Source organism: Stenotrophomonas sp. 364 (assembly GCF_009832905.1).
GTDB classification, from domain to species: Bacteria; Pseudomonadota; Gammaproteobacteria; order Xanthomonadales; family Xanthomonadaceae; genus Stenotrophomonas; species Stenotrophomonas maltophilia_AP.
In genome coordinates this window covers 2,809,489-2,824,054 of record NZ_CP047135.1, presented here as the reverse complement: position 1 = coordinate 2,824,054, position 14,566 = coordinate 2,809,489, and the positions used below count along the sequence as shown (strand labels likewise).

At 67.8% G+C, this 14,566-nt stretch carries 13 protein-coding genes; 7 read left to right on the top strand and 6 right to left on the bottom strand.

Annotated elements, in window-relative coordinates:
• The first annotated feature begins 35 nt into the window (after positions 1-35).
• From rbfA to pnp, 4 genes are all read left to right on the top strand, one after another.
• A complete protein-coding gene (rbfA, locus tag GQ674_RS12950; RefSeq protein WP_236546306.1) occupies positions 36-470 on the top strand; it encodes a 30S ribosome-binding factor RbfA in 435 nt (144 codons plus the stop codon).
• Positions 471-588: 118 nt separating this feature from the next.
• Positions 589-1,512, top strand: coding sequence for a tRNA pseudouridine(55) synthase TruB (gene truB / locus GQ674_RS12945; protein ID WP_128097466.1), 924 nt, complete (start codon positions 589-591; stop codon positions 1,510-1,512).
• A gap of 162 nt (positions 1,513-1,674) precedes the next feature.
• On the top strand, positions 1,675-1,935 hold the full coding sequence (gene rpsO, locus GQ674_RS12940) for a 30S ribosomal protein S15 (RefSeq protein ID WP_128097467.1): 261 nt from the start codon (positions 1,675-1,677) through the stop codon (positions 1,933-1,935).
• A gap of 150 nt (positions 1,936-2,085) precedes the next feature.
• Positions 2,086-4,194, top strand: coding sequence for a polyribonucleotide nucleotidyltransferase (gene pnp, locus GQ674_RS12935; RefSeq protein ID WP_159497411.1), 2,109 nt, complete (start codon positions 2,086-2,088; stop codon positions 4,192-4,194).
• Positions 4,195-4,341: 147 nt separating this feature from the next.
• Here the strand turns inward: pnp and GQ674_RS12930 are convergent, their stop codons facing one another.
• On the bottom strand, positions 4,342-5,349 hold the full coding sequence (locus tag GQ674_RS12930) for a hypothetical protein (RefSeq protein WP_159497410.1): 1,008 nt from the start codon (positions 5,347-5,349) through the stop codon (positions 4,342-4,344).
• 254 nt (positions 5,350-5,603) lie between these two features.
• On the opposite strand from GQ674_RS12930, the gene GQ674_RS12925 reads away from it, so the two are divergent.
• Positions 5,604-6,788 (top strand): glycoside hydrolase family 18 protein, encoded by a 1,185-nt coding sequence (locus GQ674_RS12925; protein WP_159497409.1) that lies wholly within the window; start codon positions 5,604-5,606, stop codon positions 6,786-6,788.
• Here the strand turns inward: GQ674_RS12925 and GQ674_RS12920 are convergent.
• Positions 6,776-7,159, bottom strand: a complete 384-nt coding sequence (locus GQ674_RS12920) for a VOC family protein (RefSeq protein ID WP_201290275.1) — start codon at positions 7,157-7,159, stop codon at positions 6,776-6,778. The two genes, GQ674_RS12925 and GQ674_RS12920, sit on opposite strands and share 13 nt — an antisense overlap.
• A 142-nt stretch (positions 7,160-7,301) precedes the next feature.
• On the opposite strand from GQ674_RS12920, the gene GQ674_RS12915 reads away from it, so the two are divergent.
• The gene (locus GQ674_RS12915; protein ID WP_236546079.1) at positions 7,302-8,885 is read left to right on the top strand and encodes a winged helix-turn-helix transcriptional regulator; all 1,584 of its coding nucleotides are present in this window, start codon (positions 7,302-7,304) and stop codon (positions 8,883-8,885) included.
• On the opposite strand, the gene GQ674_RS12910 is transcribed toward GQ674_RS12915, so the two are convergent.
• The 4 genes from GQ674_RS12910 to GQ674_RS12895 form a co-directional block, all read right to left on the bottom strand.
• Complete coding sequence (locus GQ674_RS12910; protein ID WP_159497406.1) at positions 8,854-9,930, bottom strand: serine hydrolase; 1,077 nt, start codon at positions 9,928-9,930, stop codon at positions 8,854-8,856. The two genes, GQ674_RS12915 and GQ674_RS12910, sit on opposite strands and share 32 nt — an antisense overlap.
• Before the next feature lie 140 nt (positions 9,931-10,070).
• Positions 10,071-11,657, bottom strand: coding sequence for a PepSY-associated TM helix domain-containing protein (locus tag GQ674_RS12905; protein WP_159497405.1), 1,587 nt, complete (start codon positions 11,655-11,657; stop codon positions 10,071-10,073).
• A gap of 10 nt (positions 11,658-11,667) precedes the next feature.
• Positions 11,668-11,931 (bottom strand): hypothetical protein, encoded by a 264-nt coding sequence (locus GQ674_RS12900; RefSeq protein WP_159497404.1) that lies wholly within the window; start codon positions 11,929-11,931, stop codon positions 11,668-11,670.
• Positions 11,931-12,239, bottom strand: a complete 309-nt coding sequence (locus GQ674_RS12895) for a hypothetical protein (RefSeq protein WP_236546078.1) — start codon at positions 12,237-12,239, stop codon at positions 11,931-11,933. The genes GQ674_RS12900 and GQ674_RS12895 overlap by 1 nt, the downstream gene beginning before the upstream one ends.
• A gap of 387 nt (positions 12,240-12,626) precedes the next feature.
• On the opposite strand from GQ674_RS12895, the gene thrS reads away from it, so the two are divergent.
• Positions 12,627-14,531 (top strand): threonine--tRNA ligase, encoded by a 1,905-nt coding sequence (thrS, locus tag GQ674_RS12890; RefSeq protein WP_159497403.1) that lies wholly within the window; start codon positions 12,627-12,629, stop codon positions 14,529-14,531.
• Positions 14,532-14,566 lie beyond the last annotated feature (35 nt).

Here is a 14,566-nt window from a genome sequence, read left to right as displayed (position 1 = left end):
TTCCGTTTGATCCGCACCACCTTTTCAAGACGAGCCTGCCTACCGTGCCAAAGACCTTCCATCGAACCGACCGTGTTTCCGCCCAGATCCGCCGTGAGCTGGGAACGCTCGTGCACAACGCGGTGCGTGAACACGGCTTGCCTTCGGTGAGCGTCTCCGACGTGGAAATCACCCGTGACATGGCGCATGCCAAGATCTTCGTCACGGCGCTGATGCCCGAACGTTCGGTAGAAGCCATGAAGGGCCTGAAGGAACTGGCCTGGGGGCTGCGCATGGAACTGGCGCGTGCCATGAAGCTGCGCCACGTGCCCGAGCTGCACTTCCACTACGATGATTCGGTGGATCGCGGCGAGCGCATCGACAACATCCTGCGTGATCTGCCCGATACGCTGGCGGCCGAAAAGAGCCGGCAGCCCGAGGAAGACGCCGGGGATGGCGACGCGGACGAAAGCGGCAAGAAATCGGATTGATGGACCAACAGCCCGCAAGGGCTGTTGTCTTATGGGGCGGTGCGCGTGTCGACCACGACCGCACCGTCGACCGCCGGACCTGCCGGCAGCGCCGCATGGCGCCGAGTGAAACCACGACATGGCACCCCGAATCACATTCCGTCGCCTGGACGGCATCCTGCTGCTCGACAAGCCGGGCGGCATGAGTTCCAACGCCGCGCTGCAGATCGCGCGGCGCCTGTACCGCGCCGAGAAGGGCGGCCACACCGGCAGCCTGGACCCGCTGGCCACCGGCCTGCTGCCGCTGTGCTTCGGCGAGGCCACCAAGATTGCCGGGCTGCTGCTCGGCTCGGCCAAGGCCTACGACGCCGAGGTGGTGCTGGGCCAGACCACAGATACCGACGATTCCGACGGCGCGGTGCTGCGCGAACGGCCGGTGCCGGCGATCAGCGCCGATGCGCTGGAGGCTGCACTGGCCCCCTTGAAGGGGCGCATCCTGCAGCGCGCGCCGATCTACTCCGCGCTCAAGCAGGGCGGCGAACCCTTGTACCTGAAAGCGCGCCGTGGCGAGGTCATCGAGGCACCGGAGCGCCAGGTGGAGGTGCACGCCATCGAGGTGCTGGAGCAGCAACCGACCCGGCTGCGCCTGCGCGTGACCTGCGGTTCAGGCACCTATATCCGCAGCCTGGCACGCGACCTCGGCGAAACGCTGGGCTGTGGGGCGCACATCGCCGGCCTGCGCCGGCTGTGGGTGGATCCCTTCCGCGACGCGCCGATGGTGTCCCTGGACACCTTGCGGACGTTGGTGGAGCAGGGCGACGAGGCGGCCATCGATGCCCTGTTGCTGCCACTGGACGCCGGGCTGGCGCACTATCCGCGGGTTACCCTGGACGCTGAACAGACCCCGCGCTTCTGCGTCGGCCAGCGCCTGCGCGACCCGTCCTGGGCCCAGGGCACGGTGGTGGTGTATGGCCCGGACGAGGCCATCCAGGGCCTGGGCCAGGTCGACGAGAACGGCCGGCTGGGGCCGCAGCGGCGCTTCAACCTGGCCGGGCAGGGCTGACCCCGGCGCAGCCGGTCCTTGTCCCGGCGGGCTGCGCCCGTTACAATTTCGCGGCCTTTTCAGGCTTCCCGCGTTCTGCGGGTTCATCCTTTCGTTCACGGCGAGTCACGCGGTACGTCAATGGGACGTTTCTGCGGGCCACGCATCCAAGAGAAAACTGATATGTCGATCGACACCCAGAAGGTCATTGAAGACAACAAGCGCAGCGCCACCGACACCGGCTCCCCGGAAGTCCAGGTCGCCCTGCTGACCGCCCGCATCGAACTGCTGACCGGCCACTTCAAGACCCACAAGAAGGATCACCACAGCCGCCGCGGTCTGCTGCAGATGGTCAACCGCCGCCGCAGCCTGCTCGACTACCTGAAGAAGAAAGACGCTCCGCGTTACAAGGCCCTGATCGAAAAGCTCGGCCTGCGTCGCTAAGCAGGAATCCCAACCGCGGCGCAGGAATGCGCCGCGGTTTTGTTTTGGTAGTACCGCATCAAACGCCTGGGCCGGACAACCGGTCACCCGTCGGCGGCAAGGGTCGCCCGCGGTCCATTCGAAGAAAGCATCATCCCAAGGACATCCCCCGTGGCAAAAATCACCAAAACCTTCCAGTACGGCAAGCACACCGTCACGCTTGAGACCGGCGAAATCGCCCGCCAGGCCGGTGGCGCCGTCATCGTCAAGTTCGACGACACCGTGCTGCTGGTCTCCGCCGTGGCTGCCAAGAGCGCGCGTGAGGGCCAGGACTTCTTCCCCCTGACCTGTGACTACCAGGAGAAGTTCTACGCCGGTGGCCGTATCCCGGGTGGCTTCTTCAAGCGCGAAGGCCGCGCGACCGAAAAAGAGACGCTGATTTCGCGCCTGATCGATCGTCCGATCCGCCCGCTGTTCCCGGAAGACTACAAGAACGAAGTTCAGATCATCGCCACCGTGATGTCGCTGAACCCGGACATCGACGGCGACATCGCCGCGCTGATCGGCGCCTCGGCTGCACTGTCGCTGGCCGGCACCCCGTTCAAGGGTCCGATCGCCGCTGCCAAGGTGGGTTACAAGAACGGTGAGTACATCCTCAACCCGACCGTGACCGAACTGAAGGATTCGGAGCTGGAACTGGTTGTCGCCGGTACCGCCAACGCCGTGCTGATGGTGGAATCCGAAGCCGCGCTGCTGTCCGAAGACGTGATGCTGGGCGCCGTGACCTTCGGTCACCGCGAAATGCAGAAGGTCATCAACGCGATCAACGAGCTGACCGTGGAAGCCGGCACCAAGCCGTCCACCTGGGTTGCCCCGGCCAAGAACGAGGTGCTGATCAGCGCCCTGCAGGAAGCCATCGGCCCGCGTCTGGGCGAAGCCTTCCAGGTGCGCGACAAGCTGCAGCGTCGCGACGCCATCTCGGCGATCAAGAAGGACGTGGTCGAGTCGCTGGCTGGCCGCGTGGCCGCTGAAGGCTGGAACCCGGCCGAGCTGTCGAAGGAATTCGGCGAGCTGGAATACAGCACCATGCGCAACTCGGTGCTGGACACCAAGGTCCGCATCGACGGCCGTGCGCTGGACACCGTCCGCCCGATCTCGGTGAAGACCGGCATCCTGCCGCGTACCCATGGTTCGTCGCTGTTCACCCGCGGTGAAACGCAGGCCATCGTGACCATCACGCTGGGCACCGCCCGCGACGGTCAGGTGATCGACGCCGTGTCCGGTGAGTACAAGGACAACTTCCTGTTCCATTACAACTTCCCCCCCTACTCGGTGGGTGAGACCGGCCGCATGATGGGCCCGAAGCGTCGCGAAATCGGCCACGGCCGCCTCGCAAAGCGCGGCGTGCTGGCAGTGATGCCGTCGCTGGAATCCTTCCCGTACACGATCCGTGTGGTGTCGGAAATCACCGAATCCAACGGCTCCTCGTCGATGGCCTCGGTCTGCGGTTCCTCGCTGGCCCTGATGGACGCCGGCGTGCCGGTCAAGTCGCCGGTGGCCGGTATCGCCATGGGTCTGGTCAAGGAAGGCGAGCGCTTCGTCGTCCTGTCCGACATCCTGGGTGACGAAGATCACCTGGGTGACATGGACTTCAAGGTCGCCGGTACCGCTGAGGGCATCTCCGCCCTGCAGATGGACATCAAGATCGAAGGCATCACCGAAGAGATCATGAAGCAGGCTCTGCAGCAGGCCAAGGCTGGCCGTCTGCACATCCTGGGCGAAATGGCCCACGGCCTGACCGCCCCGCGCCAGGAGCTGTCGGACTACGCGCCGCGCCTGCTGACCATCAAGATCCACCCGGACAAGATCCGCGAAGTGATCGGCAAGGGTGGTTCGACCATCCAGGCCATCACCAAGGAAACCGGCACCCAGATCGACATCCAGGATGACGGCACCATCGTCATCGCGTCGGTCAATGCCATCGCTGCGCAGGCCGCCAAGGCCCGCATCGAGCAGATCACCTCGGACGTCGAGCCGGGCCGCATCTACGAAGGCAAGGTCGCCAAGATCATGGACTTCGGTGCGTTCGTCACCATCCTGCCGGGCAAGGATGGCCTGGTGCACGTGTCGCAGATCTCCAGCGACCGCGTCGAGAAGGTCGGCGACGTGCTGAAGGAAGGCGATGTGGTCAAGGTCAAGGTGCTGGAAGTCGACAAGCAGGGCCGTATCCGCCTGTCGATGAAGGCCGTCGAAGAAGGCGAAGGCGCCGTCGCCGAGTAATCGGCCGGGCCGGTGGCGCGGCAGGTGGGGACCGTTGGTCCTCACCCCTGCGCCTCACGACTTCGAACAACAAAAAAGCGGGCTTCGGCCCGCTTTTTTGTGCCCGTCGGTCTGTAACCCGGCCGACGATACTCTCCAGGCAGGCGCCTACGCCTGGCTCTCGTCCTCATCGTCGCCCACACCCCGCCACCACACCGTGCCTTCTTCCGGTGCACTTTCCTCGCATGGCGGGCTCTCGATCGCATCGACGCTGCGCCCCGGCCCCGCGGCCACCCAGTTGGCCAGCAGCCGCTCCACCGCCGCCTTGCCCTGCGCGCCGATGCCCAGGTTGCGTTCGACCTGCCAGTCATCGTTGCTGGCGCCGCCTTCATCGTGGTCGGTGTCGGCCGCATCGCCCCGGTGGTGGCCGACGCCATAGCTGCACCGCAGGCACAGCGTCACGAGCGACGCGGTCCAGTCTTCCACGTAGCCGATGCCGGGCAGTTCGGCCTGCTGCAGCTCGTCCAGGTCGTCGGCAGACGGGCAGCGGATGAAGGCCACGAAAGTGCGGTGGTCCGAGCGCTGCAGGATCTGCAGGGCGTTGAACACCGGCACCGTGCCGTCATCCAGCGCGCGCTCGCCGGTCTTGGCGCCGTCATGCAACACGATGTCGAACAGACGGTGGCCGGTTTCCGGCAGGGGCACATTCAACAACCGCGCGCGCACCACATCGATGCGACGTGCAAACACGGTCTCACCATTGCCCCAGGGATTGAGGCGGATGCTGACCAGGCCGAAATCGTGTTCGATCGGACCGTCGCCGTCGGGAATGCCAATGCCGCACCGCGTCCACTGCCGGCGCGCTTCGGCCCAGTCGCCCAGAGCGGTCGCGGCGATGCCGGCATTCCACGCACTGGCGTCGTCGGCCGACCCATGCAGCGCCTGCGCGCGCAAAGCATGCTGCAGCGCGGCGGGCCAGTCGCGCAGGTACTTGTGGGCAAGGCCGCGCATGTAATGCAGGTACGGAACCTCGGGCGCCAGCGTGGTCAGTTCGCCGAACAGTGCACTGGCCTGCTTCAGCTGGCCGTGGTCGAAGGCATCGTAGGCGCGCGCTTCCAGCGCGTCCCTGGCGGCGGTGTCCGGTGCGGTGTCGCGTGGATCGGAAGTATCGGTCATGTGCGCAGGATAGGCCGAATCCAGGCGCACCGTCGCCTGTCGCAGCGGCACGCCATCGTGGAGCGACAGGACATCAGTGGGCCTTGCCCGGTGCCGCGATTGACCTGCGCGACACTGCGTTGGCAGATGCCGCCGGCGCGCAGGTGTCCGCTGGACGACTTCGCCGGACATCGCGTCAAAAGGCCTGCACTACCGTCGTCGCACGCGTATGCATTTGCTAACGTGGCCCGGCCATCGACCCGTCTGGAGTCTGCATGTTCCGTCAGCGCCTTGCCGTTCTTGCCGCCTGCGCCGCCGCGGCGCTGTCGCTCGCCGCGTCCGCCGCCGAACCCGCGTCGAAGGTGATCGGGGCGTACTACCCGGGCGGCTCGGCCGAACGCTATCCGGTCGCGGACATTCCTGCCGACACGCTCACCCATTTGTTCTACGCATTCGCCACCATCGACGCGGGCAGGTGCGTGGTGGGGCCGCAGGCGGAGGTGCATTTCACGGCGCTGGCGGCGCTCAAGCATGCGCATCCGAAGCTGCATACCCTGATCTCGATCGGCGGCTGGAACGCCGGCGGCTTCTCCGACGCGGCGTTGACGGCCCACAGCCGCGCGCGGTTTGTTGCGTCCTGCGTGGCGTTGTTCTTCGACACGTACCGCGGCAGTTTCGACGGCGTGGACATCGACTGGGAATTCCCGGTGTATGGCGGCCCGACCGACATCACCGACCGCCCGCAGGACCGCCGCAACATGACCCTGCTGGTGCAGGAATTCCGTCGCCAGCTCGATGCGGTCGGCACGTCCCGTGGCCAGCACCTGCTGCTGACCGCCGCGCTGCCGGCCGGCCGCGTGCAGACCGACGGCGCCTACGATCCAGCGCGCAGCTACGAGCTCAGGGAACTGGGCGAACGGCTCGATTTCATCAACCTGATGAGCTATGACATGGGCACCGGGTTCTCGGCGGTGTCCACCTTCAACGCACCGCTGCGTGAGGTGCCCGAGGATCCGTTGGGCCCGGCGCAGCGGCGGTGGAACACCGTGGAAGGCGCCGTGGCCTATTACCTGCAGCAGGGCGTGCCGGCCAGCAAACTGGTGCTGGGCGTGCCGTTCTACGGGCGCGGTTTCCGGGTAACCACCGATTCGGCCGATGGCCTGTACCAGCCTTACAGCGCGCCGTTCGACGCCGGCGACTGGCGGCGCATTCGCAGCGACTTCCTCGACACGCCCGGCTGGCAGCGGCACTGGCATCCGGTGGCGCGGAGCCCATGGCTGTACAACCCGACCGAACGGATCTTCATCAGCTATGAAGACCCGGCCTCGATCGGCATACGCGCCGCGTACGCCAGGTCCGCCGCGCTGCGCGGGGTGTTCACCTGGGAGCTGACCGGCGACGACGCACAGGGCAGCCTGCTGCAGGCGATGGCCGCGCCGTTCCTGCCTCAGTCCAGGTAGCGCGACACCTCGATCAGGTTGCCATCCGGATCGCGGAAATACACCGACAGGATCGGCCCGGTGGCGCCAGTGCGCTGCACCGGGCCGTCTTCCACGTCCACCTGCTGCGCCTGCAGGTGGGCCAGGATCTCGTCCATGCGGGCGTAGGTGATCAGGCACAGGTCCGCCGAACCGGGGGTGGGGCGCAACGCCTTGGGGTCGAACTCGCGGCCATGCGCGTGCAGGTTGATCTTCTGCAGCCCGAAGCGCAGTGCGGTGCGCCCCGCGCCGAAGGTTTCCACGGCCATGCCCAGCACGCGCTGGTAGAAATCGCAGGTGGCGTCGATGTCGGCCACGGTGAGCACCAGGTGGTCGAGACGGTCGATATGCAGGTCGGTCATGGGAATGTGGGAGGGCGGGGAAACCGGCACGTTACCGCCGCCACCGGCAATGCACGGTGAGCAGGCGCGCGTTGCATGGCGGGAGACCAACGGCACCTGTGGGGCGGTTGCGCGGTGCCCTATGCTTGGCCGCATGGAGACCGTGCGCCTGCTGGACCTGGACATCGACCGCGCCCTGCAACAGGTGCGGCGCGGCGATGCCGTTCTGCCGGTCAGCGGGCTGAGTTGGCGGCTGCTCGATTGCCTGCTGGCACACGGTACCAACGTGGTGAGCTTCGATACCCTCGCCGCGCAGGTGTGGGCCCCGGCCGTGGTCGGCGAAGACGCGATCAGCCAGCGGGTGAAGCTGCTGCGCCAGGCGCTGGGCGATGACAGCCGCAGCCCGCGCTATGTGCGCTCGGTCCGCGGCCGTGGCTACCAGCTCTGCGCGCCAGTGCAGCCGGTCGCGCACGCCGCACCCGCAGATCAGGCACCGCCCCTGACGCGGCGCTGGGGATGGCGCGCGTCCGCCGCCGCAGCCAGTGCGGTGGTGGTTGCCGCCGCCGTGGCCGTCGTGGCCTGGCCCACCGCCGTGCCGCGCTCCCCGGCCGACCCGCTGCTACAGCGTGCCGATCACTACGCCGACATCGGCCAGGCCAGCAACAACGCGCGCGCCATCGCGCTGTACCGGCAGGCGCTGCAGGTCGACCCGGACCTGCCTGCCGCACGACGCGGGCTGGCACGTGCGCTGGCAGCCGATACCTGCCTGTTCAATGGTCCGGCCGAGCGTGCGCAGCAGGCCGTGGTCGAAGCGGACCGGGTGCTGCGCGCGGCACCGGACGATGCCGCCGCATTCGCTGCACGCGGTTACGCGCATGACTGCCTGGGGTCGATGCCGCGCGCGATCGCCGATTACCAGCGGGCGCTGCAGCGCGACCCGGACGATGAGCGCACGCGCGCCTCGCTGGCCTACCTGCAGCAGGAACAAGGCCACCTTGCACAGGCACTGCAGGCCAACCTGTCGCTGCGCGCGCCCGAACGGGTCCGTTTCCGCGAGGTGCAGGTCGCGCGCGAGCTGGAACTGCTCGGCTTCACCGACGCCGCTGCGCGTCGCCACGAACGCAACTTCCAGCTGTTCCCCGACAACGTGTTCGCCAACATCGCCTGGCCGCGCAGCCTGCTGCTCATGGGCGATGCGGACCGGGCACGGGTGGCGCTGCAGCAGGCGCTTGCGCGCGGTACGCCGCATCCCCAGTTGTTCCGCCTGCAGGGCGAGATGCTGCTGATGCAGGGCGACCCCGCGGGCGCGGCGCAGGCCTTCGAGCGCGGCCGGGCGCTGCGTCCGCAGCAGTCGATGGGGCAGACCCTGGCCGGTCTGTACGGCACCGTGCCGGCCACACCGGCGTGGATCGCCGCGCAGCTACAGGCGCAGGCCGGCGAGGCCGGCGATGGCTGGTCGGACATGGCCCTCGAACGCGCCCTGCTGCACCAGGCGCAGGGCAACGCGGAGGCTGCCGTGGCTGATCTGCAGCGTGCGGTGGACACAGGCTTCCGCGATGCCGACTGGCTGCGCGCGACCCCGCTGTTCGCGCCGCTGCGCACGGCACCCGGGTGGCCGCCGTTGCTGGCCCGGATCGACGCGGATGTCGCTGCGCAGCGCGCGCAGGTCCTGGCCGCCGCGTGGCGGCCAGGCGAGCTGGAGGGGCTCAGTCCAGCGCGGGCAGCAGGAACCCGGTGAGGATGCGCCGCGACTGCGGGTGGGCGTAGCTGCGGTTGTAGGCCGTGCTGGTGATGACCGCCACCAGCTTCCTGTCCGGGATCACGAACACGTAGTTGCCGCCGTTGCCGGACATCGCCCACAGCGTCGTCTCGCGGCCCTGCACGGGCAGTTTCAGGCCCCACCACTGGTACCCGTAGTCGCTGCCATCGCCGGTGCTGGCCTGTGCGCTGAGCATCGCGGCCACGTAGTCGGCCGGGATCAGCGCCTTGCCCTGCCAGCGTCCACCGGCCAGCACCAGCGCGCCCAGGCGTGCCAGGTCGCGGCTGCGGTAGCGGGTACCGCCGCCGCCCATGCCGATGCCTTCCGGCGAACGGTTCCACCGGCTGGCGGTGATCCCCAGCGGACGCTCCAGCGCCTGCGCGGCATAGTCGGCCAGTGGCTGCTTCGTGGCGCGTTCCAGCACGGCGCCCAGCACGAACGAATTGGCCGTGCAGTAGGCGTGGGCACGCCCATGCGGACTGTCCTGCGGGCGCGTCATCCACGGGGCGAAGCCCTTCACCGGCAGCGCCAGGGCGAAGTCCAGCCAGCGCTCGGTGACGTACATGCGCTCTTCGTTGCCGGCCGAGAACGCGTTCTCGTCGTCGCACTCCCAGAGGCTGCTCATGGTGAGCAGGTCTTCAATCGTGGTCGCGCGCAGGCGAGGATCGACCGGGTGGGTGGCGGTGTACTCGGGAAAGTAGTCGTAGACCCGCGCGTTCACCCCCGGCAGGTGGCCATCGCCGATGGCCGCGCCGACCAGCATCGCGGTGACGCTTTTGCTGGCCGAGCGCACATCATGCAGCGTGTCGGCGCTGGCCCCGTTGAAGTAGTGCTCGTAGGCGATCTGTCCGTCCACCATCAGCAGCACGCTGGTGACCTGCTTGATGTCTCCGGTGGCGATGGCCGCTTCCAGGGCGGCCAGTGGGGCGGGATCCGGTGAGGGCGGCGCGGCCCTGCCCGCCAGTGGCAGGCAGGCGAGCCAGGACAGGAGCAGGGCGGCGCATCGGTAGGAACGGGTGGGCATGGTCGGACTCCTGGAAGGGGAGCCCGACTACGCCACGGAGGCGACTGAAGTGCTGGAAGAACGCCTGAAGGTTTCTGAAAGCCCGCCCGCACAAGGGCTCCGGTGGGCGAGGGCGCCGCGCACGGGGCGCCGCGTCGCGGTTACGGCGCGGGCGTGGCCAGACGCTGCGGTCGCGCCCACACGCTGTTCGGCTCGCCATGGATCGCGCGCCGGCTGCTGGCGCGCGCCATCGTGGCGAACCCGATGGCCATGGCCAACGCCACCCCGTCCACCCAGAACAGCGGCCAGTAGCCGCGCTGCGCGCTGGTCCACAGCCACAGCCCGCTCATCGCGCCATGCACCAGCGGGATCAGCGCGGTGACGATTGCCGCGGCCCACAGCAGCTCGCGTGCGGCCTGCCACGGCGCGCGCAGCGCCGCCCACAGGGCGCAGCCGCCCCAAACCAGGAAACAGATCCAGCGCATGCCCGCATCGGCATGCGCAGGGGCCAGGTGCTCCAGCACCTGCACGCCGACGAACGCGGCCGAAATGGCCACGCACAGACCGATGCAAACCCCGACCGTGGCGCGCGCCATGTTGATCTGGGCGCGGCCCTGGGCCTGCTGGCGGCGCTTGCGCCGCGACTCGATCCACAGCAGGTTGCCCGAATAGAACAGGAAGGCGCCGCCCAGGCCCAGCGCGAAGTACAGCCAAGGCACCAGGGCGTTGCCGTACTCGCCGAAATGCAGTGCATAGGCGGCCGCCAGCGTGGCGTGGTTGGCGTCGCGCCGGCCCGGCAACTGGGTGTGCAGGACGTCGCCGGTGTTGGCGTCCAGCGCCACGGCGCCCAGCGGGCCCAAGGACACCCCGCCGTCGCCGGTGATCTCGATCACCGCGTTGGCATCGCCGGCGTTGGCCAGCTTCAGGTAGGCCGGTTCGAAGCGCGCCTGGCCCTGGTCGTTGGCCACGGCGATCGCACGGGCATGCAGCATGGCCAGGCTGCCGGCCCGGACCGGCTCGCCGGCGGCCGCGCGGATCGGCGCGGTATCCATCGCCGCCGGCAGCGCGGCCAGCAGCTTGCCGTCGTAGATCAGCGGGTTGAGCGCGGCCATCTGCAGGAACACCAGGCACAGCAGCGCGCCGGTCACCGCAAACAGCAGGTGGAACGGCAGGCTGAGCACGCCGATCACGTTGTGCGCGTCCTGCCACATCTGCTTCAGGTTGCGGCCTGGGCGCAGCGCGAACAGGTCGCCGACCAGCTTGGGCAGGTGGATCACCAGCCCGGACAGCAGTGCCAGGCCATACAGCAGGCTGACCACGCCCATCAGGTAGATGCCGGCCACCGGCAGGCCCAGGGTGTAGTGCAGTTCGTTGACGAGCTCGGCCAGCCCGGCCTGGGGCGGGGTAGGGCTGCCATCGTAGTGATCGGCCCAGGCGAACAGCCAGGTGCCCTTGGCGTCCTGCCAATAGGCCACCGATTGCGGGGTCTCGGCGCCGGGGAAGGTCATGCCCAGGTGCTGGCGTGCTTCCGGGTGCCGGGCCAGCACGCCATCCAGCAGGCGCTGCGCGTCGTCCAGGGTCTGCGCGGGCCGGGTCATCGCCTGCGGCGACTGCCACAGCGGCAGATCATGGTGGAACACGGTGATCGCGCCGGCATAGAACGCCACGAACAGCGCGAAGCCGGCCACCAGGCCAACCCAGGTATGCAGCGTGGTGAAGGTGCGCAGGGTGAGCGAACTGAATTTCATCGACGTTCCTTTACTGCACCAGCTGGGCGGCGCGCAGCAGCCACAACAGGGCAAAGCCGGCCAGTGCGCTGGTGCCCAGCGCTGCCCAGGCGCGCACGCCGCTGCGGAACGCGAAGGCCCACAGGGCGGCCAGCATCCAGAACGGAATGAAGGTGATCAGGCTGGGCACGATGGCGCTCTGCCACGGGCCGGGCGGCAGCCACGCCACCAGTCCGGCGCCCGCGGCGGCCACGAAGAACCCGGCCACCAGCCCGGCCAGCGCACGCGCCCACATCAGGGGCGCGCCTCACGCTCGGGACGCGTCCAGGCGGCCAGGTAGGGCAGGATCAGCGCGGTCAGCATCCACCCGGCCAACGTCACGCACAGCCCGGTGGCCAGACCCAGTTGGCCCATCCACAGCCACAACGAGGTGGCGGCGGCCACCAGCCCGATCTGCCGGCCCAGCCGCCCGGCGCGGCGCAGCCGCGGCCAGCGGCAGTGCGCCGACGCGGCATAGAAGGCCAGCGCCGAAAACGCAGACGCTGCGCCGGCGACGCCGCAGTACAGCAGGGCAAGCGTGTTGCCGCTCAGCACGGGAGGCACGTTGGACGGGCAGCGGAGGCCATGGGGGAATCCTTGGGGGAAAGGCGGGGCCACGTGTCGCACGGACCGCTGCGCATGGTAATCATTGTCGTTTTGGTCCGCCACAGCTGCACGTTCAGGCGTCTGCCCGGGCGGTGCAGGCGCAAAAATCCGCGCGTTGGTTTAAGATCGGCAGGGTATCCCTCCAGGCAACAAGGTGGCCCGCGCCCAGCGCCGGTCCAGCGTGCGACATGAGCACTACCATCGCCCACCGCTGAACGCTCCCGACGGCCCCTTGCAGGCGCCTTCGTGGCGCTTTTTTTATGGCCGAGCGGCGTGCTGCCGTTGCCTCTGTTCCACCTCCGATTCCCCGGCCTGCGTTGCAGGCCCATCAGAAAAAGCCCAGTCATGATCGCGATCACGCTTCCCGACGGCAGCCGCCGTGAGTTCGAAAACCCCGTCAGTGTCATGGACGTCGCCCAGTCGATCGGCGCGGGCCTGGCCAAGGCCACCATCGCCGGTTCGGTCGACGGCGTGCTGGTCGATGCCAGCGACGTGATCGATCGCGACGCGACCCTGCGCATCATCACCGCCAAGGACGAGGAGGGCGTTGAGATCATCCGCCACTCCGCCGCGCATCTGGTCGGCCATGCGGTCAAGCAGCTGTACCCGGACGTCAAGATGGTGATCGGCCCGGTCATCGCCGAAGGCTTCTACTACGACATCTACTCCGAGCGCCCGTTTACCCCGGACGACATGGCCGCCATCGAAAAGCGCATGGGCGAGCTGATCGCGCAGGACTACGACGTCATCAAGAAGGTCACCCCGCGTGCGGAGGTCATCGAGATCTTCAAGGCGCGTGGCGAGGACTACAAGCTGCGCCTGATCGAGGACATGTCCCCGGACATCCAGGCCATGGGCATGTACTACCACCAGGAATACGTGGACATGTGCCGCGGCCCGCACGTGCCCAACACGCGCTTCCTGAAGGCCTTCAAGCTGACCCGCATTTCCGGCGCCTACTGGCGCGGCGACGCCAAGAACGAGCAGCTGCAGCGTATCTACGGCACCGCCTGGGCCGACAAGAAGCAGCTTGAGGCCTACATCAAGCGCATCGAAGAAGCCGAAATGCGCGATCACCGCCGCATCGGCAAGCAGCAGGAGCTGTTCCACCTGCAGGAAGAGGCCCCGGGCCTGGTGTTCTGGCACCCCAAGGGCTGGGCGCTGTGGCAGGTGGTCGAGCAGCACATGCGCCGTGTCTACCGCGACAGCGGCTACGGTGAAGTGCGCTGCCCGCAGATCCTGGACGTGTCGCTGTGGCAGAAGTCCGGCCACTGGGACAACTACCAGGAAAACATGTTCTTCACCGAATCGGAGAAGCGCACCTACGCGGTCAAGCCGATGAACTGCCCGGGCCACATCCAGGTGTTCAACCAGGGCCTGCACAGCTACCGCGACCTGCCGATCCGCTACGGCGAGTTCGGGTCGTGCCACCGCAACGAGCCGTCCGGTGCGCTGCATGGCATCCTGCGCGTGCGTGGTTTCACCCAGGACGACGGCCACGTGTTCTGCACCGAGTCGCAGATCGAAGCCGAAGTGACGGCCTTCCACCAGCAGGCGCTGGCGGTGTACACGACCTTCGGTTTCGAGGACATCCAGATCAAGATCGCACTGCGCCCGGAGAAGCGCCTGGGCGATGACGCCACCTGGGACAAGGCCGAAGCCGCGCTGCGTTCGGCGCTGGGCAACTGTGGCGTGGAATGGCAGGAGCTGCCGGGCGAGGGCGCCTTCTACGGCCCGAAGATCGAGTACCACCTCAAGGACGCCATCGGCCGTACCTGGCAGCTGGGCACCATGCAGGTCGATTTCATGATGCCCGGCCGCCTCGGCGCCGAGTACGTGGACGAAAACAGCCAGAAGAAGCACCCGGTCATGCTGCACCGGGCCATCGTCGGTTCGATGGAGCGTTTCATCGGCATCCTGATCGAGCACCACGCCGGGTCCTTCCCGTCCTGGCTGGCCCCGACCCAGGTGGTGGTGGCCAATATCACCGACGCCCAGGCTGAATACGTGAGCGAAGTCCGGAAAACCCTTGCAGATCAAGGCTTCCGGGTAAACGCCGATTTGCGCAATGAGAAGATCGGTTATAAGATTCGCGAGCATACGCTGCAGCGGGTCCCGTACCTGCTGGTGGTTGGCGACCGTGAGAAGGAAAATGGCGCCGTGGCCGTGCGTACGCGCTCTGGCGAAGATCTGGGCAGCATGTCCGTCCAGGCCTTCATCGAGCGGTTGCAGGCAGAACAGTCCGTGTAAGAAAGTCCCGGCCCTGCGGATGATCCGCCAGGGGC

Coding starts and splice junctions, on each gene's coding strand:
- truB (WP_128097466.1), top strand. CDS start 589: ATGGCACCCCGAATCACATTCCGTCGCCTGGACGGCATCCTGCTGCTC.
- rpsO (WP_128097467.1), top strand. CDS start 1,675: ATGTCGATCGACACCCAGAAGGTCATTGAAGACAACAAGCGCAGCGCC.
- GQ674_RS12930 (WP_159497410.1), bottom strand. CDS start 5,349: ATGACCGATACTTCCGATCCACGCGACACCGCACCGGACACCGCCGCC.
- GQ674_RS12925 (WP_159497409.1), top strand. CDS start 5,604: ATGTTCCGTCAGCGCCTTGCCGTTCTTGCCGCCTGCGCCGCCGCGGCG.
- GQ674_RS12915 (WP_236546079.1), top strand. CDS start 7,302: ATGGAGACCGTGCGCCTGCTGGACCTGGACATCGACCGCGCCCTGCAA.
- GQ674_RS12910 (WP_159497406.1), bottom strand. CDS start 9,930: ATGCCCACCCGTTCCTACCGATGCGCCGCCCTGCTCCTGTCCTGGCTC.
- GQ674_RS12905 (WP_159497405.1), bottom strand. CDS start 11,657: ATGAAATTCAGTTCGCTCACCCTGCGCACCTTCACCACGCTGCATACC.
- GQ674_RS12900 (WP_159497404.1), bottom strand. CDS start 11,931: ATGTGGGCGCGTGCGCTGGCCGGGCTGGTGGCCGGGTTCTTCGTGGCC.
- thrS (WP_159497403.1), top strand. CDS start 12,627: ATGATCGCGATCACGCTTCCCGACGGCAGCCGCCGTGAGTTCGAAAAC.